The organism is Citrobacter sp. Cy070 (genome assembly GCF_030332245.1).
Classification (GTDB): Bacteria; Pseudomonadota; Gammaproteobacteria; order Enterobacterales; family Enterobacteriaceae; genus Citrobacter; species Citrobacter youngae.
Window position 1 is genome coordinate 123339 of the sequence record NZ_JAOWIG010000065.1, and the last position, 21117, is coordinate 144455.

Below are 21117 nucleotides of genomic sequence, written 5' to 3' on the forward strand. Positions count from 1 at the left end.
TAAACTGTAGCAGGAAGGAACAGTATGACAGATGTAACCGTAAAAACACTGGCTGCAGAGATACAGACCTCCGTGGATCGCCTGGTACAGCAATTTGCTGATGCAGGTATCCCGAAGTCTGCTGACGACTCTGTATCCGCACAAGAGAAACAAACCTTACTGGCGCACCTGAACCGTGAAAACGGCTCTGCGCCGGATAAGTTGACATTGCAGCGTAAAACGCGCAGTACTCTCAATATTCCAGGTACCGGTGGGAAAAGTAAATCGGTACAAATCGAAGTCCGCAAGACACGCACCTTTGTGAAACGCGATCCGCAAGAGGCTGAACGCCTTGCCGCGGAAGAGCAGGCGCAGCGTGAAGCGGAAGAGCAAGCCCGTCGTGAGGCAGAAGAAGCTGCCAAACGCGAGGCGCAACAAAAAGCCGAACGTGAGGCCGCAGAACAAGCTAAGCGTGAAGCCGCTGATAAAGCGAAACGTGAAGCTGCGGAAAAAGACAAAGTGAGCAATCAACAGACCGACGATATGACTAAAACCGCCCAGGCCGAAAAAGCCCGCCGTGAAAATGAAGCCGCTGAACTGAAGCGTAAAGCGGAAGAAGAAGCACGTCGCAAGCTTGAAGAAGAAGCGCGCCGCGTAGCGGAAGAAGCTCGCCGTATGGCGGAAGAAAATGAGAAAAATGGTGTGAATAACGCTGAACCTGTTGAAGATACCAGCGATTATCACGTCACCACTTCCCAGCACGCTCGCCAGGCTGAAGACGAGAACGATCGTGAAGTCGAAGGCGGCCGTGGTCGTACTCGCAGCACGAAAGCAGCGCGTCCGGCGAAGAAAGGCAACAAACACGCTGAATCTAAAGCTGACCGTGAAGAAGCGCGTGCCGCGGTTCGCGGTGGTAAAGGCGGTAAGCAGCGTAAAGGTTCCGCTCTGCAGCAGGGCTTCCAGAAGCCAGCTCAGGCCGTTAACCGTGACGTTGTGATCGGTGAAACCATCACCGTTGGCGATCTGGCGAACAAAATGGCAGTTAAAGGCTCTCAGGTCATCAAAGCGATGATGAAACTGGGCGCAATGGCGACCATTAACCAGGTCATCGACCAGGAAACCGCACAGCTGGTTGCCGAAGAGATGGGCCACAAAGTTATCCTGCGTCGTGAAAACGAGCTGGAAGAAGCGGTAATGAGCGACCGTGATACCGGCGCTGCGGCTGAACCGCGCGCACCGGTAGTCACCATCATGGGTCACGTTGACCATGGTAAAACGTCTCTGCTGGACTACATTCGTTCCACGAAAGTGGCCTCTGGCGAAGCAGGCGGCATTACTCAGCACATCGGTGCGTACCACGTTGAAACTGACAACGGTATGATCACCTTCCTGGATACCCCGGGTCACGCCGCGTTTACCTCCATGCGTGCTCGTGGTGCTCAGGCAACGGATATCGTTGTTCTGGTTGTTGCAGCAGACGACGGCGTGATGCCGCAGACTATCGAAGCAATCCAGCACGCGAAAGCGGCAGGTGTGCCGGTAGTGGTTGCAGTCAACAAGATCGATAAACCAGAAGCGGATCCTGATCGCGTTAAAAACGAACTGTCCCAGTACGGCATCATGCCGGAAGAGTGGGGCGGCGAGAGCCAATTCGTTCACGTTTCTGCGAAAGCGGGTACCGGTATCGATGAGCTGCTGGACGCTATCCTGCTGCAGGCCGAAGTACTGGAACTGAAGGCTGTGCGTAAAGGTATGGCGAGCGGTGCGGTTATCGAATCCTTCCTGGATAAAGGTCGTGGTCCGGTTGCTACCGTACTGGTGCGTGAAGGTACGCTGCACAAAGGCGACATCGTACTCTGTGGCTTCGAATACGGTCGCGTTCGTGCGATGCGTAACGAATTGGGTCAGGAAGTCCTTGAAGCAGGTCCATCCATTCCGGTGGAAATCCTCGGTCTGTCCGGTGTTCCGGCTGCAGGTGACGAAGTTACTGTCGTTCGTGACGAGAAGAAAGCCCGTGAAGTTGCACTGTATCGTCAGGGCAAATTCCGTGAAGTTAAACTGGCTCGTCAGCAGAAATCTAAACTTGAAAACATGTTCGCTAACATGACTGATGGTGAAGTTCACGAAGTGAACATCGTCCTGAAAGCCGACGTGCAGGGTTCTGTCGAAGCGATTTCTGACTCTTTACTGAAACTGTCTACCGACGAAGTCAAAGTGAAGATCATTGGTTCTGGCGTAGGTGGTATCACCGAAACCGACGCGACTCTGGCAGCGGCATCCAACGCGATTCTGGTTGGCTTCAACGTCCGTGCTGATGCATCTGCACGTAAAGTTATCGAATCTGAAAGCCTGGATCTGCGTTACTACTCCGTCATCTATCATCTGATCGATGAAGTGAAAGCAGCGATGAGCGGCATGCTGTCTCCGGAGCTGAAACAGCAGATCATTGGTCTGGCTGAAGTGCGTGATGTGTTCAAATCACCGAAATTCGGCGCTATCGCAGGCTGTATGGTTACCGAAGGTACGATTAAACGTCACAACCCAATCCGCGTACTGCGCGACAACGTGGTTATCTATGAAGGTGAGCTGGAATCCCTGCGCCGCTTCAAAGATGATGTCAACGAAGTCCGTAACGGCATGGAATGTGGTATCGGCGTTAAGAACTACAACGACGTTCGCGTTGGCGATATGATCGAAGTGTTCGAGATCATTGAGATCAAACGTACCATCGCATAATCTTCGTCGTCTTTTGGGCCGCAACTTGCAGCCCAAAATCCTGAGAAGATGATTAAGCGTAGGCCGGGTAAGCGAAGCGCCACCCGGCAAGAAATTTAAAAAGGGGCTTATTGCCCCTTTTTTGTCTTTATTCTGGAGAATTTATTATGGCGAAAGAATTTGGTCGCCCGCAGCGCGTCGCGCAGGAGATGCAGAAAGAAATCGCACTCATCCTGCAGCGCGAAATCAAAGACCCACGCGTGGGCATGATGACTACCGTGTCTGGTGTTGAGATGTCCCGTGATCTGGCGTATGCCAAAGTATTCGTGACGTTCCTGAACGACCAGGACGAAGCTGCCGTTAAAAATGGTATTAAGGCGCTGCAGGAAGCTTCTGGTTTTATCCGCTCTCTGCTGGGTAAAGCCATGCGTCTGCGTATCGTGCCGGAACTGACCTTCTTCTACGACAACTCACTGGTCGAAGGGATGCGCATGTCCAACCTGGTGACCAGCGTGGTGAAACATGACGATGAGCGTCGTGTGAACCCAGCGGACGACAGCAAGGAGGACTGATGAGTCGTCCTCGTCGTCGTGGTCGCGACATTCACGGTGTTCTGCTGCTGGACAAACCGCAAGGCATGTCCAGCAATGACGTACTGCAAAAAGTAAAGCGCATCTACAATGCCAACCGCGCGGGACATACCGGCGCGCTGGATCCGCTGGCGACAGGCATGCTGCCGATTTGCCTCGGTGAGGCGACGAAGTTTTCACAGTATTTGCTGGATTCTGATAAACGCTATCGTGTGGTTGCCCGTCTGGGCCAGCGTACTGACACCTCGGATGCTGATGGGCAAATCGTGCAGGAACGTCCGGTAACCTTCACCGCTGAGCAGCTTGCAAGCGCGCTGGAGACTTTCCGCGGCGATATCGAGCAGATCCCGTCAATGTATTCGGCGCTGAAGTATCAGGGTAAGAAGCTGTACGAATATGCGCGTCAGGGCATTGAAGTGCCGCGTGAAGCGCGCCCGATTACCGTCTATGAGCTGCTGTTTATTCGCCATGAAGGTAACGAACTGGAACTGGAAGTTCACTGTTCCAAAGGCACCTATATTCGCACCATTGTTGACGATCTCGGTGAGAAGTTGGGCTGCGGCGCGCACGTCACGTATCTGCGTCGTCTGACGGTCAGCAAGTATCCGGTGGATCGTATGGTCACGCTGGAGCATCTGCGTGAACTGGTTGAGCAGGCAGAACAGCAAAATATTCCGGCGGCGCAGTTGCTTGATCCTTTGCTGATGCCAATGGACAGTCCGGCATCAGACTATCCGGTAGTTAATTTACCTTTAACATCGTCGGTTTACTTTAAAAATGGTAATCCGGTACGGACGTCAGGTGCGCCGCTGGAAGGACTGGTGCGCGTGACGGAAGGTGATGAAGGCAAGTTTATCGGCATGGGGGAAATGGACGATGAAGGTCGTGTTGCTCCCCGCCGCCTGGTGGTTGAGTATCCTGCATAGCGCTCTCTGTCTTGCGATAAAAGGGCGCTGCGAGTAGAATACTGCCGCTTAACGTCGCGTGAATTGTTTAACAATCTGCGTGGCGTATACACAAAATCATTCAAGCTGCATCAAGGCGGCAAGTCTGAGAATCCTCAGGAGCTTACTCAGGTAAGTGACTGAGGTGAGCGGACGCAGCCAACGCAGAGTCAGCTTGAAGGATGAAGTGTATACACTGGGATAGCTGAATTAGAGATCGGCATCCTTTCATTCTTAACACTTTGGAGTTTTAAAATGTCTCTAAGTACTGAAGCTACCGCTAAAATCGTTTCTGAGTTTGGTCGTGATGCAAACGACACCGGTTCTACCGATGTTCAGGTTGCACTGTTGACTGCACAGATTAACCATCTGCAGGGCCACTTTGCAGAGCACAAAAAAGATCACCACAGCCGTCGTGGTCTGCTGCGCATGGTTTCTCAGCGTCGTAAACTGCTCGACTACCTGAAACGTAAAGATGTTGCACGTTACACTGCGCTGATCGAGCGTCTGGGTCTGCGTCGCTAATTCTTTCGAGTTTCAGAAAGAGGGGGCCTTCATGGCCCCTTTTTTCCAGCAGATGGCAGCAATTCGCTGGAAACTAATGTATTGTTGCTATGAATGATCTTCCGTTGCAGAGGTTCGCGCGGCTAATGAGAGGCTTTACTCATGCTTATGGGTTAGGGTTGTCATTAGTCGCGAGGATGCGCAGAAGATCGGGTATTAACGATGGCGCAAAATGTGCCGTCAAAAAATAGAGAAAGGATATTATTTTGCTTAATCCGATCGTTCGTAAATTCCAGTACGGTCAGCATACCGTTACGCTGGAAACCGGCATGATGGCGCGTCAGGCGACTGCCGCTGTTATGGTTAGCATGGATGACACTGCGGTATTTGTTACCGTTGTTGGCCAGAAAAAAGCGAAACCAGGCCAGGATTTCTTCCCGCTGACCGTTAACTATCAGGAGCGTACCTACGCTGCTGGCCGTATCCCAGGTAGCTTCTTCCGTCGTGAAGGCCGTCCGAGCGAAGGCGAAACCCTGATTGCGCGTCTGATTGACCGCCCGGTTCGTCCGCTGTTCCCGGAAGGCTTCGTTAACGAAGTTCAGGTTATCGCCACCGTTGTTTCCGTTAACCCGCAGGTTAACCCGGACATCGTGGCCATGATTGGTGCATCTGCTGCGCTGACGCTGTCTGGCATCCCATTCAACGGCCCGATCGGTGCTGCACGTGTTGGTTACATCAATGACCAGTACGTACTGAACCCGACTCAGGACGAACTGAAAGAAAGCAAGCTGGACCTGGTTGTTGCCGGTACAGAAGCTGCCGTACTGATGGTTGAATCCGAAGCTGAACTGCTGAGCGAAGACCAGATGCTGGGCGCTGTGGTATTCGGTCACGAACAGCAGCAGGTTGTTATTCAGGCCATCAACGAGCTGGCGAAAGAAGCTGGCAAACCGCGTTGGGACTGGCAGCCAGAAGCCGTCAACGAAGCGCTGAACGCGCGCGTTGCCGCACTGGCAGAAGCTCGCCTGAGCGACGCTTACCGCATCACCGACAAACAAGAGCGTTATGCTCAGGTTGACGTAATCAAATCTGAAACCATCGCGACTCTGGTGGCTGAAGACGAAACCCTGGACGCTAACGAGCTGGGTGAAATTCTGCACGCTATCGAGAAAAACGTTGTTCGTAGCCGCGTACTGGCAGGCGAGCCGCGCATCGATGGCCGTGAAAAAGACATGATCCGTGGTCTGGACGTGCGTACTGGCGTTCTGCCGCGTACCCACGGTTCCGCACTGTTCACCCGTGGCGAAACTCAGGCGCTGGTTACTGCGACCCTGGGCACCACTCGTGATGCACAGAACCTCGACGAACTGATGGGCGAGCGTACTGACAACTTCCTGTTCCACTACAACTTCCCTCCGTACTGCGTAGGTGAAACCGGTATGGTCGGTTCTCCGAAGCGTCGTGAGATTGGTCACGGTCGTCTGGCGAAACGTGGCGTACTGGCAGTGATGCCGGAACTGGATAAATTCCCGTACACCGTGCGTGTGGTTTCTGAAATCACCGAATCTAACGGTTCTTCTTCTATGGCTTCCGTATGTGGCGCTTCCCTGGCGCTGATGGACGCAGGCGTGCCAATCAAAGCCGCCGTTGCGGGTATCGCGATGGGTCTGGTGAAAGAAGGCGACAACTATGTTGTTCTGTCTGACATCCTGGGCGACGAAGACCACCTGGGCGATATGGACTTCAAAGTGGCGGGTTCCCGCGACGGTATCTCTGCACTGCAGATGGATATCAAAATTGAAGGTATCACCAAAGAAATCATGCAGGTTGCTCTGAACCAGGCTAAAGGTGCGCGTCTGCACATCCTGGGTGTGATGGAACAAGCGATCAACGCACCGCGTGGCGATATCTCTGAATTTGCTCCGCGTATCCACACCATCAAGATCAGCCCGGACAAGATCAAAGACGTTATCGGTAAAGGCGGTTCTGTTATCCGTGCTCTGACCGAAGAAACCGGCACCACCATTGAAATCGAAGATGATGGTACCGTGAAGATTGCTGCGACCGACGGCGAAAAAGCGAAATATGCTATCCGTCGTATCGAAGAGATCACCGCAGAGATCGAAGTGGGCCGTATCTACAATGGTAAAGTGACCCGTATCGTTGACTTTGGCGCATTCGTTGCCATCGGTGGCGGTAAAGAAGGTCTGGTGCACATCTCTCAGATCGCTGATAAGCGCGTTGAGAAAGTGACCGATTACCTGCAGATGGGTCAGGAAGTACCGGTCAAAGTTCTGGAAGTTGATCGCCAGGGCCGTGTACGTCTGAGCATTAAAGAAGCAACTGAGCAGTCTCAGCCTGCAGGCGAACCGGAAGCTCCGGCAAGCCAGGGCGAGTAAGGTTGCCATTGCCCTCCGTGAGAGCGGAGGGCCTTTAACCCGGCAGGATGCCTTGTTAGCAACCGGGGAACCTGGACGTTCATTCAATCGTTGTCTTCGGGAGTGGGAAATGAAGCCTTTTTTGCGCTGGTGTTTCGTTGCGACAGCACTCACGCTGGCTGGATGCAGTAATTCCACCTGGCGTAAGAGTGAAGTCCTCGCAGTACCATTGCAACCGACTTTGCAGCAGGAAGTGATTCTGGCACGTATGGAACAAATTCTTGCCAGTCGGGCTTTAACCGATGACGAACGCGCACAGCTTTTATATGAGCGCGGAGTGTTGTATGATAGTCTCGGTCTGAGGGCACTGGCGCGAAATGATTTTTCACAAGCGCTGGCAATCCGACCAGATATGCCTGAAGTATTCAATTACTTAGGTATATATTTAACGCAGGCAGGCAATTTTGATGCTGCCTATGAAGCGTTTGATTCTGTACTTGAGCTTGATCCAACTTACAACTACGCGCACTTAAATCGCGGCATCGCATTGTATTACGGCGGTCGCGACAAGTTAGCGCAAGATGATCTGCTAGCGTTTTATCAAGACGATCCCAATGATCCTTTCCGTAGTCTGTGGCTTTATCTCGCCGAGCAGAAGCTCGATGAGAAGCAGGCTAAAGAAGCGTTAAAGCAACGCTTTGAGAAATCGGATAAAGAGCAATGGGGATGGAACATTGTCGAGTTCTACCTGGGCAACATTAGCGAAGCAACGCTGATGGAACGCCTGAAGGCGGACGCAACGGATAACACCTCGCTCGCTGAGCATCTCAGTGAAACCAACTTCTATTTAGGTAAGTACTACCTAAGTCTGGGGGATTTGGACAACGCTACGGCATTGTTCAAACTGGCGGTGGCTAACAACGTTCATAACTTTGTTGAGCACCGATACGCATTGTTGGAATTATCGCTCCTGGGCCAGGACCAAGATGACCTGGCAGAATCGGACCAGCAATAGCTGACGTACACATCAGCCCGTAATCTTTTTTGATTGCCATCACCTTCACGGGTGAGGGCGTTGTTGTTCGTTAATACACCTACTTTGAGCCGGTTCACACTTTTCAATGAAAATTGCAGATCAATTTCATGATGAGTTATGTAGACTGGCCGCCATTAATTTTGAGGCACACGTACTACATGGCTGAATTCGAAACCACTTTTGCAGATCTGGGCCTGAAGGCTCCTATCCTTGAAGCCCTTAACGATCTGGGTTACGAAAAACCATCTCCAATCCAGGCAGAGTGCATTCCGCATCTGCTGGGCGGTCGCGATGTTCTGGGTATGGCCCAGACAGGTAGCGGCAAAACTGCAGCGTTCTCTTTACCGCTGCTCAACAATCTTGATCCTGAGCTGAAGGCACCTCAGATTCTGGTGCTGGCACCGACCCGCGAACTGGCGGTTCAGGTTGCAGAAGCCATGACGGATTTCTCTAAACACATGCGCGGCGTGAACGTGGTTGCCCTGTACGGCGGCCAGCGTTATGACGTGCAATTACGTGCCCTGCGTCAGGGACCACAGATCGTCGTCGGTACGCCGGGCCGTCTGCTGGATCACCTGAAGCGCGGGACTCTGGACCTCTCTAAACTGAGCGGTCTGGTACTGGACGAAGCAGACGAAATGCTGCGTATGGGCTTCATCGAAGACGTTGAAACCATCATGGCGCAGATCCCGGAAGGTCATCAGACCGCTCTGTTCTCTGCGACTATGCCGGAAGCGATTCGTCGTATTACCCGCCGCTTTATGAAAGAGCCGCAGGAAGTACGCATTCAGTCCAGCGTTACCACGCGTCCTGACATCAGCCAGAGCTACTGGACTGTATGGGGCATGCGTAAAAATGAAGCGCTGGTGCGTTTCCTGGAAGCAGAAGATTTTGATGCGGCGATTATCTTCGTTCGTACAAAAAATGCGACCCTGGAAGTGGCAGAAGCGCTGGAGCGTAGCGGTTATAGCAGCGCTGCACTGAACGGCGACATGAACCAGTCCCTGCGTGAGCAGACTCTGGAACGTCTGAAAGATGGCCGCCTGGATATTCTGATTGCAACCGACGTTGCGGCCCGTGGCCTGGACGTTGAGCGTATCAGCCTGGTTGTTAACTACGACATCCCGATGGATTCCGAGTCTTACGTTCACCGTATCGGCCGTACTGGTCGTGCGGGTCGTGCTGGCCGTGCGCTGCTGTTCGTTGAGAACCGCGAGCGTCGTCTGCTGCGTAACATCGAACGCACCATGAAGCTGACGATTCCGGAAGTAGAACTGCCGAACGCAGAACTGCTGGGCAAACGCCGTCTGGAAAAATTCGCCGCTAAAGTACAGCAGCAGCTGGAAAGCAGCGATCTGGATCAGTACCGTGCTCTGCTGGCGAAAATGCAGCCGGAAGAAGAGCTGGATATCGAAACGCTGGCAGCCGCACTGCTGAAAATGGCTCAGGGCGAACGTCCGCTGATCCTGCCGCCAGATGCGCCGATGCGTCCGAAACGCGAATTCCGCGACCGTGACGATCGTGGTCCGCGTGACCGCAACGATCGTGGCCCGCGTAATGACCGTGGTGGTGAAGATCGTCCGCGTCGTGAACGTCGTGACGTTGGCGATATGCAGCTGTACCGCATTGAAGTGGGCCGTGATGACGGTGTTGAAGTTCGTCATATCGTTGGCGCGATTGCTAACGAAGGCGATATCAGCAGCCGTTACATCGGTAACATCAAGCTGTTTGCTTCCCACTCCACCATCGAGCTGCCGAAAGGTATGCCGGGCGACGTGCTGCAGCACTTTACCCGTACTCGCATCCTGAACAAGCCGATGAATATGCAGCTGGTTGGCGATGCCGTTCCGCACACCGGTGGTGAGCGTCGTGGCGGTGGCCGTTTCAGCGGCGAGCGTCGTGAAGGCGGTCGTGGCGAAGGTCGTAATTTCAGCGGTGAGCGCCGTGAAGGCGGTCGTGGCGATGGTCGTCGTTTCAGCGGCGAACGTCGTGAAGGCAACCGTGGTCCGCGTCGTGACGATTCTTCTGCTCCGCGTCGTGATGACTCCGCTGGTCGTCGTCGTTTCGGCGGTGACGCATAAGCCTTACGGTATAAAAGCGTAAAGTAATATATACAGCCCCGATCTCAACAATCGGGGCTTTTTTTATTTCATTTGTACTCGTGTACTGGTACAGTGCAGCACATTGAGATGTAGTCACAATATAAATGACTGGAGAGATGGCTAAATGGCAACACTAACCACCACCCAAACGTCACCTTCGCTGCTCGGCGGCGTGGTGATCATCGGCGGCACCATTATTGGCGCGGGGATGTTTTCTCTGCCAGTGGTCATGTCCGGGGCGTGGTTTTTCTGGTCAATGGCGGCGCTGATCTTCACCTGGTTCTGTATGCTGCATTCCGGACTGATGATCCTCGAAGCGAACCTCAATTACCGCATTGGTTCCAGCTTTGACACCATCACGAAAGATCTGCTGGGCAAAGGCTGGAACGTGGTGAACGGCATCTCGATTGCTTTCGTTCTCTATATTCTGACCTACGCGTATATCTCAGCGAGCGGGTCGATTCTGCATCACACCTTCTCCGAGATGTCGCTGAATGTTCCGGCGCGCGCGGCGGGTCTTGGCTTTGCGCTGCTGGTGGCATTTGTGGTGTGGTTAAGCACCAAAGCGGTTAGCCGCATGACGGCAATTGTGCTGGGCGCAAAGGTGATTACCTTTTTCCTGACCTTTGGCAGTCTGCTGGGGCATGTTACGCCCACTACGCTGTTTAACGTGGCACAAAGCAACGCTTCATATACGCCGTACCTGTTGATGACGCTGCCGTTTTGTCTGGCGTCGTTCGGCTACCACGGTAACGTCCCGAGCCTGATGAAGTACTACGGTAAAGATCCGAAAACCATTGTGAAGTGTCTGGTGTATGGCACGTTGCTGGCGCTGGTACTGTATACCGTATGGTTACTGGGAACGATGGGGAATATTCCACGTCCGGAGTTTATCGGTATTGCGCAGCAGGGTGGTAACATTGATGTGCTGGTACAGGCGCTGAGCGGCGTGCTGAACAGCCGCAGCCTGGATCTACTGTTAGTGGTGTTCTCTAACTTTGCGGTGGCGAGTTCATTCCTCGGCGTCACGCTCGGTCTGTTTGACTATCTGGCGGATCTGTTTGGCTTTGATGACTCGGCGATGGGGCGTTTTAAAACGGCATTGCTGACGTTTGTCCCGCCAATTATCGGTGGCCTGCTGTGGCCGAACGGTTTCCTGTACGCCATTGGCTATGCAGGACTCGCGGCAACTATCTGGGCTGCCATTGTTCCGGCGCTGCTGGCGCGTAAATCCCGCGAGCGTTTCGGTAGCCCGAAATTCCGCGTCTGGGGCGGCAAGCCGATGATTGCGCTGATCCTGGTATTTGGTATCGGCAACGCGATTATCCATATTCTGTCGAGCTTTAATCTGTTACCGGTTTATCAGTAACGTTGTTGTGCCGGATGGCGGCTGTGCCTTATCCGGCCTACTTGATCCTGTAGGCCCGGTAAGCGAAGCGCCACCGGGCAAAACAACGTACTACCCCAGCAACTCTTCTTTCACCTGCATCGCCAAATCAAACGAATGTAGCCGTGCCTGATGATCGAAAATCTGGCCGTTAACCATAATCTCATCGGCCTGGGTTTCACGCAAAATAGCGTCGAGACCGTGCCGCACTTTCGCCTTATCACCGACCAGCGACATGCTCAGCGCCTGTTGTACGCCGTATTGCTCAGAAGCGGACCACAACTGATGCATATTCTCTACCGGCGGCGGTAGCTGGCTCGTTTCGCCACGACGCAGTTTCACAAACGCCTGCTGCATTGAGGTGAAAAGAAATTCGGCGTCGCGATTGCTGTCAGAGGCAATGATGTTGATGCACACCATCGCATACGGCTTTGCCAGCCGCGCTGAGGGTTTGAACTGGGTGCGATACAGATGCAGCGCCTGATGCAGCATATCCGGAGCAAAATGCGACGCGAAGGCAAACGGCAGGCCGAGCTGGGCTGCCAACTGTGCGCTGTACAGGCTGGAGCCCAATAACCAGACCGGGATCTGCTCGCCGTAGCCGGGAACCGGGCGCACATGAGGGTTAGGATCGCGGGCGTCGAACCAGTCCACCAGTTCAGCTACGTCGCGTGGGAAGTTATCGATATCACCGCTCATGTGGCGGCGCAGCGCACGCATCGTTGGCTGATCGCTCCCCGGCGCGCGGCCAAGCCCAAGATCGATGCGTCCCGGATACAGCGTATTCAGGGTACCGAACTGCTCGGCGATCACCAGCGGCGAATGATTAGGCAGCATAACGCCACCGGAACCGAGATGCAGTGTGGTGGTATTGGCAGCCAGATAGCCAATCAGCACTGAAGTTGCGGCGCTGGCGATGCCGGTCATGTTGTGATGTTCTGCCAGCCAGTAGCGGTGGTAGCCGCGCTTTTCGGCCTGTCGGGCGAGATCAAGCGAGTGCGTGAAGGCCTCTTTTGCCGAAGAACCTTCAGGGATCGGCGCCAGATCCAGCACCGAGAACGGAATAGTTTTGTCAGTCATAACGGCTCACTTTGTTACCGGTTAATCTTTTAATACTGCATTAAAATTTGATTACCGTTGTTAACAAAGTGAGCTTTTTTACGCCTGCAGCTCCAGACCAGCCAGTCGCTTCCAGTAGCCGTTGCAGTCACTGTGGGCGGCAAGGGGTAATGGGGCCGTGCCATTTTCATTGGCGCGGAACGCATCAAGCATGGCGAATGTTTCAGTGCCCGAGGGGGACAGGCGCACAATATCAACCAGACCCTGCATCGATGTCAGCTCGTTGCCGAGGTTGTAAACATAGCCGCTCATGGTCTGGATCCCGTTGAGCACAAAGACCTGCTGATTCTCCTGCGACAGCACATCGCGTCCGTTCGGGTATTTGATGCAGCAGGTTTCACATTCGTCTTTGGGACGATCTTCAGAGCGTGCGGTAAAGCAGCGGGCGGAGTACGCCAGCGGCAGATGCCCGTAGCTCAGCACCTCGACTTCAAACTGATTGCGAATACCCAGCTCATCACACTGGTTGAGCAGGTTTACCAGCCAGTCACGGGACAGCTCAACCGGCATACACCAGCGCGTCATGCCCTGCTTGAGCAGCAAACGCAGGGTTACCGCGTTGTAGCAGTTGAGCGCATGTCCTGCGACAAACGGCAGCTTGCGCTCGGCGCACATGTTTACCACGCCGAGATCGCTGGCTTCCAGCAGGAAGTCGCCATTTTCAACATAGCGCTTCAGCTCTCCCAGTTCAGAAGAGGCTTGCACCAGCGCCAGCGTCGACAGCACCACCTGTTTACCGCTGCCCGCGAGTGATTTCGCCATATCCAGCCAGTCGCCCACTTTGGTGGCGCGACGTTTACTGCATACCGCTTCGCCAAGATAGATAACGTCGGCCTGGCTTACGGCGGCCTGCTGATAAAAATCTTCCAGCGTTTCTTTCGGCCAGTACCACAGCACCGGCCCTAAGGAATATTTCATTGCTTCTCTCACTGCCATTTACGGTGATACGCGCCAAGCGTGGTCTGCGTGCCTTCGGACATTGAACCGAGCGTTTCCATCCACGCGTCCTGCGGGGCGTAGTGTTGCGGGTCGGCCATACAGCGGTCGATCGCCTGACGCCACACTTTCGCCACCTGGCTGACATAAGCCGGGCTGCGCTGACGTCCCTCGATTTTGACCGAAGCAATATTGGCGGCCAGTAAGTCGGGCAGCAGTTCCAGCGTGTTCAGACTGGTGGGCTCTTCCAGTGCATGATAGCGTTCGCCATCAACCAGATAGCGACCTTTACACAGCGTCGGATAACCGGCGTTTTCTCCATCCTGATAGCGATCGATCAGAACTTCGTTTAGACGGGATTCCAGCCCTTGTGGGGTCTGTTGCCAGCGCACAAAGCGAGCAGGGGAGCAGGCACCCACGGTGTTTGGCGATTCGCCTGTCAGATAAGAAGATAAGTAGCAACGACCTTCTGCCATAATGCACAGACTGCCGAAGGCAAACACTTCTAACGGAACTGGGGTTACGCGGGCTAATTGCTTCACCTGATGAATCGACAGCACGCGTGGCAGCACCACGCGGGCGACGTCAAAGTTACGATGGTAGAAATTAATCGCCTCTTCATTGGTTGCAGATGCCTGAACAGAGACATGGCGCTCAATATGCGGGTAGCGCTCTGCGGCATACTCAAGCATGGCGAGGTCGGCGAGGATCAGCGCATCCGCACCCAGTTGCGCTGCCATATCAACGGCACGCTGCCAGCGTACATACCCATCCGGATGGGCAAAGGTGTTAATCGCAATGTGCAGCTTACGGCGGTGCTGATGAACGAAACTCACCGCTTCCTGCAATTTTTTCTCGGTAAAATTAAGGCCGGCGAAATGACGGGCGTTGGTATCATCTTTCAGCCCGATGTAGACAGCATCAGCGCCGTTCTCGATGGCCGCCTTAAGCGCCGGGAGGTTTCCGGCAGGGCAGAGCAGCTCCATAATTTATCCTGAACGTTGCGCCATGTAGGGCGCAGAAATGTTAACGAAGAGGGATTTTAGTTAACCTTGCTGAGACAATTTTTGATTTGAGGCAGTTAAAGTCGTATTGGTGACACCAATAAAGAGGTAACAATTTCGTAGCGAATTGTTGATTTATGCCGCTATGTCGTTTATTTGATATGGCAAAATAGCAGGACTATTGAAACAGGGAGTAAAGCTCGTGTTGGATAAACTGCGTTCACGCTTAGTACATTTAGGTCCTTCTCTGATGAGTGTACCGGTTAAACTGACGCCCTTTGCGCTGAAGCGCCAGGTTCTGGAACAGGTTCTGAGCTGGCAGTTTAGTCAGGCGCTGGCCGATGGGGAGCTGGAGTTTCTCGAAGGTCGCTGGCTGAGCATTCATGTGCGTGACATTGACCTCAAATGGTATACCTCTGTTGAGAACGATAAACTTATCGTCAGCCAGAATGCAGATGCGGATGTGAGTTTTAGCGCAGATGCCAGCGATCTCCTGATGATCGTGGCCCGCAAGCAGGATCCGGATACGCTTTTCTTCCAGCGTCGCCTGGTGATTGAAGGTGATACAGAATTAGGGCTATACGTAAAAAATCTGATGGATGCCATCGAACTGGAGCAGATGCCTAAAGCGTTGCGCGTCATGCTGATGCAGTTGGCGGATTTTGTTGAGGCGGGTATGAAAACGTCGCCAGAAACCAAACAGACCTCGGTAGGTGAGCCATGCTGATTCGAGTTGAGATTCCCATTGATGCCCCTGGTATTGATGCATTGCTGCGCCGTTCATTTGAGAGCGATGCGGAAGCAAAATTAGTCCACGACCTGCGTGAAGATGGTTTCTTAACGCTGGGTTTGGTTGCTACCGATGATGAAGGTCAGGTAGTGGGTTACGTCGCGTTCAGCCCTGTCGATGTGCAGGGTGAAGATCTGCAATGGGTCGGCATGGCGCCGCTCGCGGTGGATGAAAACTACCGGGGACAGGGCCTGGCGCGTCAACTGGTCTATGAAGGACTCGATTCCCTGAACGAGTTTGGCTACGCCGCGGTGGTTACGCTGGGCGATCCGGCACTGTACAGCCGCTTTGGCTTCGAACTGGCGGCCCATCACGACCTGCGTTGCCGCTGGCCGGGTACAGAAAGTGCCTTCCAGGTGCATCGCCTGGCAGAAGATGCGCTGGAGGGCGTCTCTGGCCTGGTGGAATATCACGACCATTTCAACCGCTTTTAAGTGTCGGGGGTTTGCAGGCTCCTCAGTAGAGTCTCAAACCCTTCGCCTTCCACAAGACGCTCTTTCTGGCGTTTTGTAAGCTGCTTGACCCGATACTCTATGCGCAGGGCCAGCGAACGGTCGCCAACCTGCGCCGCAAATGCCAACGTGAGTTCCCCCTTTCCACGTAGCGCCTTCGCGCCTTTCCCACTTTGATGCTGCTTATAGCGGCGCTGCACATCGGTGGTTATTCCGGTGTATAAGGCGTTGTCAGCGGTACGGATCAGGTACAGATACCAGGGTGTCATTGTCACCATCGACGTGATAATTTTCAGGCCTACAGTATAAAAGAGAACAGAAATGGAAACACTGACTGCGGTGTCTCGCTGGCTGGCAAAACAGCACGTCGTGACCTGGTGCGTACACCATGAAGGTGAATTGTGGTGCGCCAATGCGTTTTACCTGTTTGATGCGCAGAAGATGGCATTCTATGTGCTGACCGAAGATAAAACGCGCCATGCGCAGATGTCGGGATCGTGTGCACCGATTGCCGGCACGGTAAATGGTCAGCCCAAAACGGTCGCCCTGATTCGTGGCGTGCAGTTTAAGGGGGAAATTCGCCGTCTTGAAGGGCAGGAGAGTGAAACCGCGCGTAACGCCTACAACCGCCGTTTCCCCATCGCCAGAATGTTGCCAGCGCCCGTGTGGGAGATTCGACTGGATGAAGTCAAATTCACTGACAACACGCTGGGCTTCGGTAAAAAGATGCACTGGCTACGTGATCTATAGTTAAAAGAGTGATTGAAGCGTCAGGGGAAAATAAACGATGAGCCAGGTGTTAATAACCGGTGCAACGGGTCTGGTGGGTGGACATTTATTGCGGATGCTACTGAATGAACCCCGGATCAATGCCATTACGGCGCCGACGCGTCGACCGCTGGCTGATACGGTTGGCATCTATAATCCCCACGATCCGCAGCTAACCGATGCTCTGGCGCAGGTTACCGATCCGGTCGATATTGTCTTTTGTTGTCTGGGTACGACCCGACGTGAAGCGGGTAGTAAAGAGGCGTTTATCCACGCGGATTATACGCTGGTAGTGGATACAGCTCTGACGGGGCGTCGGCTGGGGGCACAGCATATGCTGGTGGTGAGTTCGATGGGAGCCAATGCACATTCGCCGTTTTTTTATAATTGGGTGAAAGGGGAAATGGAGCAGGCGCTGATCGCGCAGAAATGGCCCCGGCTGACCATTGCCCGGCCTTCTATGCTACTGGGTGATCGGGATAAACAGCGGGCGAATGAAATGTTTTTAGCGCCATTATTTCGGTTGCTGCCGGGTAACTGGAAGTCGATTGAAGCGCGCGATGTTGCGCGGGCTATGCTGGCGGAGGCGCTGGCGCCTGGACCGGAGGGCGTTACGATACTGACCTCTTCCGAGTTACGCGAAAGGGCTAAATAAAATGCCGGATGGCGCTGACGCTTATCCGGCCTACAAACGATTACGTCCTGTAGGCCGGATAAGACGCCCATGCGTCGCTATCCGGCATCAGTATTATTTAATAAACGTAAAGGCCGTAGTGACGCGTTTCACGCCGCTTACCCGGCTGGCGATGTCTGCCGCCGCCTTCGCTTCGCGTTCGGTCACCAGACCTAACAGGAACACTTCTCCATTCTCGGTGGTGACTTTCACGTTAGAGGATTTCACCTGATCGCTGGTCAGTAACTGGGAACGTACTTTGGTGGTTATCCAGGTATCGTTGGACGCATCGCCCAGACCGATTGGCTGGCCCTGACGGATCTCATTAAAGACCTCAGTCGTACCTTCTACGCCCATCGCAATCTGTTTTGCCCGCGCAGACAGTTCGCTATTTGGCGACTGACCGACCAGCAGCACTTTACCCTGATATGCGCTCACGTTGATTCGCGCTTCTTTCTTGATCTGGGCATCTTTCGACAACGCCGTATTGACGCGTAATTCCAGGGTCCCATCATCTACCTGGGTGCCGACACTGCGAGGATCCGTTGCTGCTTTCGTCCCGACAGCTGCTGTTCCGACAACGGCGGCAGCTACACAGCCTTGCAACAGCAATGCTGAGAGAACGACGGCGAGCGGCGAAAATGCCTTCATGTGTACTCCTTAATCATCCTGGTGAGGGAAAAGCGTGTTATCAATGAGATCGCAAAGGCAATTGACCGTCAGCATATGCATTTCCTGAATGCGGGCGCTGTGGTGTGACGGGATGCGGATTTCAACATCCTGTGGCCCCAACAACCCGGCCAGCTCCCCTCCGTCATAACCGGTCAACGCAACGATCGTCATGTCGCGCGTAACGGCTGCTTCAACGGCTTTTACGATATCGCGGCTATTACCACGCGTAGAAATTGCCAATAGAACATCACCTGCATGTCCCAGCGCACGGACTTGTTTTGCATAAACTTCGTCGTGCAGGCGATCGTTGGCAATCGCAGTTAAGACCACATTATCAGTATTTAGTGCAATCGCAGGTAAACTTGGGCGTTCTGTTTCAAAACGGTTGATCATGCTGGCAGCAAAATGCTGTGCGTTGGCAGCGGACGTCCCATTACCACAACAGAGAATTTTGTTGCCATTGAGCAGGGACTGAACCAGCGTCATGGCTGCACGGGAGATCGCATCCGGGAGTGCTTCAGCCGCAGCTATCTGAGTTTGAATGCTTTCAGTAAAGCAGACTTTAATTCTATCTAACACGCTAATCCTTAAGAACCAGGCTCTGAATCTTCAACTATGAGCGGTCGTTGAACGCATCCTTAAACCACTCAACATCATTTCCGGTGAAGGCTAACACATCGAACCGGCAATCCACAGTATCAAAACTCCCATTGTGGCGCGCAAGCCACAAGCGGGCGGTCTGTAATAATTTGTGTTGTTTGCTCCGGGTCACACTCGCCGCTGCGCCGCCAAACTGGGCCGAGCGCCGATAGCGGACTTCAACAAAGACGGTGGTGTTGCCTTCACACATTATCAGGTCGATTTCGCCGCCACGCTCACGTACGTTGGCGGCGATAAAACGCAGTCCTTTGCTTTCCAGCCAGTGACGCGCAGTCGTTTCCCACGTATCACCGGTCTGTTTGCTCGTTAACTGGCGGGGACGACCTGTCCTTGCTGGTATTTGAGCCATGATAACTTCCTGTTAATTACGCAATCCTGCGTTGCGGTCAATGCGCCGGTGTTGCCGTTAATTTCGAAGCCCTGCACCTGACGCATTTGCGAGAAATGATTAGCGAGCGACCAGGCATCGACGCCCATTGCATACATGCGCGCCAGTGAGTAGTCATTGCGTACTACACTCAGCGCTTGCTGCATGAGCGGCTCGTTGCCGCCTGCCAGCATCGGTATTTCGCTGTACTGCAGGCCTTCCATCTCCAGACGGAAATCAGGACCAGCGGTACCCTGCGCACTGCGGGAGCTGGCGTACAGCGTCGCACCGCTCTGGCTGCCGTTGCGCATAGCGATCATCGGCTTAATAAAGGCAATTTCTTCCGGCGTCGCCAGAATATACACGGCATCAACACGACCGCTGCCGCCGGTGATCTGCGCATCGGTAGGCGCAGCCGGTATCGTCAGACCGCCAATCGTCACGCCAGGTTGCGCAGGTACAGAGGAGGCCACCGGGCTGCCAGTCAGGGAAATTCCCGAACCGCCGTTGACGCCCATTTTCAGCTCGGCGGTGGAGCCAAACTTCTGCTGCAACACTACGCCGCCGCCCAGTTTTTGCCATTCCTGAGCAAAGGCATTGGCAACGCGATCACCTAACGAACTCCGCGGGATCAACAGCAGTGGTGCTTGTTTTCCTTGTTCACGGATGTGGCGTGCGGCATCGCGCGCTTCATCTTCTGGCGACAAAGCGAAGTAGCAGACGTTCGGCAGGTTTTTCACCGACTCCGGCTGATTAAGCGCCAGCACGTTTAATGGCGTATTGCTTTTCATCAGCTCTTCAACATTGTTCTTCAGCAGTGGGCCAACCACAATGCTGGCGCCATCCTGCTGAACCTGAGTCAGGATTTGGTTCAAAGGCTGTGATGAAGTGTCGTAGATTTTCAGCTCTGCTGATGGATTCGCCGGTGCGCTGGCGGTTGTTGGCTGAGCGGGTGCTGCGGGCTGCGCAGCAGGTGTTTCTGGCTGAGCTGGCGTCTCGTTGGTCAGATCGCTGACTGACGCCTGAGAAGGGCTGGCAACACCGTCAGTCGTTTGCGGCTGTTCTGTGGCCGTCGCAGCTGTTGTATCCACAGCAGGCGCAGCTACAGCAGGGGCCGATACGGGTTGAGTACCCATATTTTTCGCCGCTTCAAAGCCTTGCTGAATAGTCCGGCCAAATACAGCGGCCTGACCGTTCAGCGGCAGCAGCAGCGCAATTTTGCTGGTGGAGGCGGGCTTAAAGCTCTGCACGTTAACCAATTGCGTTGGCAGCATTTTTGCGCCCGGGTTTTGCGGATAACGTTTCTGCCAGTCAGCAATACCTGCTTTCATCATGTCCGGATCGTTACGGTTATCGAACCAGACGCGCTGGAGATCCAGCCAGCCTTGCAGCACGTTTTCATCCGCATTGATGACCAGCGCCTGCGCTTGTTCCTGGGTCATGGATGACAGCGCCTGCCAGGTGGCATCGATGTTTTTCTGCTTAGCATTCGCGGCCAGCAGCGGTTCCTGGGCGATCAGGGCGCGCAGTAGCATCAGTGATGGGCGCCCCTGGTTGACGTCGATTTGCGCCTGCCAGTATCTGGCCTGCTGGTTTTGATCGAAATCGGCAGGAGTGAGTTTATCCAGCAGGGCCTGAGCGCCAGCGATATCTTTCTGCGCGAGCTTGATCTCGACGGCGAGCAACGACTGCTCACGACGCTGAGTATCGCTGAGTTTCTGCGGTAGCTGGTTGAATAGCTCGGTAGCCTGCTGGCTCTTGCCTTCTTTCAGCAGTGCACGAATGGCGAGTAATTGCCAGTTGGTCTTGCTATCATCTGAGCTTTGCTGCATTTGTTGCAGATAAAAGCCGGAATCAGCCTGCGCAGTGCCCTGCATATGGGCTGCACTCTGGTCTGGCGCCTGGGTGCCACAGCCTGCGAAAATCAGTGCAGCCAGAATGACTGGTAGCGCGCGCGCGGCTTTCAAACGAGAAAATGTTGAGGGTACCATACTGTATCCAGTGATATTTTTTTACTCAATGCTCAATATTAAATCGGCAA

Annotated in this window: 21 protein-coding genes; 13 read left to right on the forward strand and 8 right to left on the reverse strand. The window is 54.0% G+C overall.

The window, feature by feature from the left end:
* Positions 1 to 24 precede the first annotated feature (24 nt).
* The 9 genes from infB (at position 25) to mtr (ending at position 11617) form a co-directional block, all read left to right on the forward strand.
* On the forward strand, positions 25 to 2715 hold the full coding sequence (infB, locus tag OGY19_RS11195; protein ID WP_048213393.1) for a translation initiation factor IF-2: 2691 nt from the start codon (positions 25 to 27) through the stop codon (positions 2713 to 2715).
* Positions 2716 to 2861: 146 nt separating this feature from the next.
* Positions 2862 to 3266: a 30S ribosome-binding factor RbfA gene (gene rbfA, locus OGY19_RS11200; protein WP_003024988.1), complete on the forward strand. Its 405-nt coding sequence runs from the start codon at positions 2862 to 2864 to the stop codon at positions 3264 to 3266.
* Entirely contained in the window at positions 3266 to 4210 is a 945-nt protein-coding gene (gene truB / locus OGY19_RS11205) for a tRNA pseudouridine(55) synthase TruB (RefSeq protein WP_048213392.1), read from the forward strand. Before rbfA ends, truB begins: the two co-directional genes overlap by 1 nt.
* Before the next feature lie 273 nt (positions 4211 to 4483).
* Entirely contained in the window at positions 4484 to 4753 is a 270-nt protein-coding gene (gene rpsO, locus OGY19_RS11210) for a 30S ribosomal protein S15 (protein ID WP_000059465.1), read from the forward strand.
* A 245-nt stretch (positions 4754 to 4998) separates the two neighbouring features.
* Positions 4999 to 7131, forward strand: coding sequence for a polyribonucleotide nucleotidyltransferase (pnp, locus tag OGY19_RS11215; RefSeq protein ID WP_047408353.1), 2133 nt, complete (start codon positions 4999 to 5001; stop codon positions 7129 to 7131).
* Positions 7132 to 7240: 109 nt separating this feature from the next.
* Positions 7241 to 8125, forward strand: a complete 885-nt coding sequence (nlpI, locus tag OGY19_RS11220; protein WP_040234121.1) for a lipoprotein NlpI — start codon at positions 7241 to 7243, stop codon at positions 8123 to 8125.
* Positions 8126 to 8231: 106 nt separating this feature from the next.
* Positions 8232 to 8312, forward strand: a complete 81-nt coding sequence (gene yrbN, locus OGY19_RS11225; RefSeq protein ID WP_010723222.1) for a protein YrbN — start codon at positions 8232 to 8234, stop codon at positions 8310 to 8312.
* The gene (deaD, locus tag OGY19_RS11230; RefSeq protein WP_061068683.1) at positions 8305 to 10227 is read left to right on the forward strand and encodes an ATP-dependent RNA helicase DeaD; all 1923 of its coding nucleotides are present in this window, start codon (positions 8305 to 8307) and stop codon (positions 10225 to 10227) included. Before yrbN ends, deaD begins: the two co-directional genes overlap by 8 nt.
* Before the next feature lie 145 nt (positions 10228 to 10372).
* Entirely contained in the window at positions 10373 to 11617 is a 1245-nt protein-coding gene (mtr, locus tag OGY19_RS11235) for a tryptophan permease (RefSeq protein ID WP_115601403.1), read from the forward strand.
* A gap of 90 nt (positions 11618 to 11707) precedes the next feature.
* On the opposite strand, the gene OGY19_RS11240 is transcribed toward mtr, so the two are convergent.
* The 3 genes from OGY19_RS11240 to ubiU form a co-directional block, all read right to left on the reverse strand.
* A complete protein-coding gene (locus OGY19_RS11240; protein ID WP_115601404.1) occupies positions 11708 to 12715 on the reverse strand; it encodes a luciferase-like monooxygenase in 1008 nt (335 codons plus the stop codon).
* Positions 12716 to 12793: 78 nt separating this feature from the next.
* Positions 12794 to 13672: a U32 family peptidase gene (locus OGY19_RS11245; protein WP_105242198.1), complete on the reverse strand. Its 879-nt coding sequence runs from the start codon at positions 13670 to 13672 to the stop codon at positions 12794 to 12796.
* 8 nt (positions 13673 to 13680) lie between these two features.
* Positions 13681 to 14676: a ubiquinone anaerobic biosynthesis protein UbiU gene (gene ubiU, locus OGY19_RS11250; protein ID WP_115601405.1), complete on the reverse strand. Its 996-nt coding sequence runs from the start codon at positions 14674 to 14676 to the stop codon at positions 13681 to 13683.
* Positions 14677 to 14896: 220 nt separating this feature from the next.
* Here ubiU and ubiT point away from each other — a divergent pair, with 220 nt between their 5' ends.
* Both ubiT and OGY19_RS11260 read left to right on the forward strand, forming a co-directional pair.
* Positions 14897 to 15421, forward strand: coding sequence for a ubiquinone anaerobic biosynthesis accessory factor UbiT (gene ubiT, locus OGY19_RS11255; protein ID WP_003024968.1), 525 nt, complete (start codon positions 14897 to 14899; stop codon positions 15419 to 15421).
* Positions 15415 to 15918: a GNAT family N-acetyltransferase gene (locus tag OGY19_RS11260; RefSeq protein WP_048213385.1), complete on the forward strand. Its 504-nt coding sequence runs from the start codon at positions 15415 to 15417 to the stop codon at positions 15916 to 15918. Before ubiT ends, OGY19_RS11260 begins: the two co-directional genes overlap by 7 nt.
* Here OGY19_RS11260 and OGY19_RS11265 read toward each other — a convergent pair.
* Positions 15915 to 16205, reverse strand: a complete 291-nt coding sequence (locus tag OGY19_RS11265; protein WP_115602378.1) for a GIY-YIG nuclease family protein — start codon at positions 16203 to 16205, stop codon at positions 15915 to 15917. The two genes, OGY19_RS11260 and OGY19_RS11265, sit on opposite strands and share 4 nt — an antisense overlap.
* 52 nt (positions 16206 to 16257) lie before the next feature.
* Between OGY19_RS11265 and OGY19_RS11270 the strand changes: the two genes are divergently transcribed.
* Complete coding sequence (locus OGY19_RS11270) at positions 16258 to 16686, forward strand: YhbP family protein (RefSeq protein ID WP_115601408.1); 429 nt, start codon at positions 16258 to 16260, stop codon at positions 16684 to 16686.
* 37 nt (positions 16687 to 16723) lie between these two features.
* Positions 16724 to 17359 (forward strand): NAD(P)H-binding protein, encoded by a 636-nt coding sequence (locus OGY19_RS11275; protein WP_115601409.1) that lies wholly within the window; start codon positions 16724 to 16726, stop codon positions 17357 to 17359.
* Between the two features lie 93 nt (positions 17360 to 17452).
* On the opposite strand, the gene dolP is transcribed toward OGY19_RS11275, so the two are convergent.
* From dolP to OGY19_RS11295, 4 genes are read right to left on the reverse strand one after another with little or no spacing between them, the layout of a single operon-like run.
* Positions 17453 to 18028 carry a division/outer membrane stress-associated lipid-binding lipoprotein gene (gene dolP, locus OGY19_RS11280; RefSeq protein WP_048213381.1) on the reverse strand — a complete coding sequence of 192 codons (576 nt, stop codon included), beginning with the start codon at positions 18026 to 18028 and terminating at the stop codon, positions 17453 to 17455.
* Between the two features lie 9 nt (positions 18029 to 18037).
* Positions 18038 to 18628 (reverse strand): DnaA initiator-associating protein DiaA, encoded by a 591-nt coding sequence (gene diaA, locus OGY19_RS11285; protein WP_048213380.1) that lies wholly within the window; start codon positions 18626 to 18628, stop codon positions 18038 to 18040.
* Positions 18629 to 18662: 34 nt separating this feature from the next.
* The gene (locus OGY19_RS11290; RefSeq protein WP_115601410.1) at positions 18663 to 19058 is read right to left on the reverse strand and encodes a YraN family protein; all 396 of its coding nucleotides are present in this window, start codon (positions 19056 to 19058) and stop codon (positions 18663 to 18665) included.
* Positions 19016 to 21067 (reverse strand): penicillin-binding protein activator, encoded by a 2052-nt coding sequence (locus OGY19_RS11295; protein WP_115601411.1) that lies wholly within the window; start codon positions 21065 to 21067, stop codon positions 19016 to 19018. Before OGY19_RS11295 ends, OGY19_RS11290 begins: the two co-directional genes overlap by 43 nt.
* Positions 21068 to 21117: the final 50 nt, after the last annotated feature.

Excerpts from the sequence above, each read along its gene's own strand:
- mtr (WP_115601403.1), top strand. The coding sequence starts at position 10,373 with ATGGCAACACTAACCACCACCCAAACGTCACCTTCGCTGCTCGGCGGC.
- OGY19_RS11275 (WP_115601409.1), top strand. The coding sequence starts at position 16,724 with ATGAGCCAGGTGTTAATAACCGGTGCAACGGGTCTGGTGGGTGGACAT.
- infB (WP_048213393.1), top strand. The coding sequence starts at position 25 with ATGACAGATGTAACCGTAAAAACACTGGCTGCAGAGATACAGACCTCC.
- rpsO (WP_000059465.1), top strand. The coding sequence starts at position 4,484 with ATGTCTCTAAGTACTGAAGCTACCGCTAAAATCGTTTCTGAGTTTGGT.
- nlpI (WP_040234121.1), top strand. The coding sequence starts at position 7,241 with ATGAAGCCTTTTTTGCGCTGGTGTTTCGTTGCGACAGCACTCACGCTG.
- deaD (WP_061068683.1), top strand. The coding sequence starts at position 8,305 with ATGGCTGAATTCGAAACCACTTTTGCAGATCTGGGCCTGAAGGCTCCT.
- OGY19_RS11290 (WP_115601410.1), bottom strand. The coding sequence starts at position 19,058 with ATGGCTCAAATACCAGCAAGGACAGGTCGTCCCCGCCAGTTAACGAGC.
- ubiU (WP_115601405.1), bottom strand. The coding sequence starts at position 14,676 with ATGGAGCTGCTCTGCCCTGCCGGAAACCTCCCGGCGCTTAAGGCGGCC.
- OGY19_RS11240 (WP_115601404.1), bottom strand. The coding sequence starts at position 12,715 with ATGACTGACAAAACTATTCCGTTCTCGGTGCTGGATCTGGCGCCGATC.
- OGY19_RS11260 (WP_048213385.1), top strand. The coding sequence starts at position 15,415 with ATGCTGATTCGAGTTGAGATTCCCATTGATGCCCCTGGTATTGATGCA.
- yrbN (WP_010723222.1), top strand. The coding sequence starts at position 8,232 with ATGAAAATTGCAGATCAATTTCATGATGAGTTATGTAGACTGGCCGCC.
- OGY19_RS11270 (WP_115601408.1), top strand. The coding sequence starts at position 16,258 with ATGGAAACACTGACTGCGGTGTCTCGCTGGCTGGCAAAACAGCACGTC.
- dolP (WP_048213381.1), bottom strand. The coding sequence starts at position 18,028 with ATGAAGGCATTTTCGCCGCTCGCCGTCGTTCTCTCAGCATTGCTGTTG.
- OGY19_RS11245 (WP_105242198.1), bottom strand. The coding sequence starts at position 13,672 with ATGAAATATTCCTTAGGGCCGGTGCTGTGGTACTGGCCGAAAGAAACG.
- OGY19_RS11295 (WP_115601411.1), bottom strand. The coding sequence starts at position 21,067 with ATGGTACCCTCAACATTTTCTCGTTTGAAAGCCGCGCGCGCGCTACCA.
- OGY19_RS11265 (WP_115602378.1), bottom strand. The coding sequence starts at position 16,205 with ATGACACCCTGGTATCTGTACCTGATCCGTACCGCTGACAACGCCTTA.
- truB (WP_048213392.1), top strand. The coding sequence starts at position 3,266 with ATGAGTCGTCCTCGTCGTCGTGGTCGCGACATTCACGGTGTTCTGCTG.
- rbfA (WP_003024988.1), top strand. The coding sequence starts at position 2,862 with ATGGCGAAAGAATTTGGTCGCCCGCAGCGCGTCGCGCAGGAGATGCAG.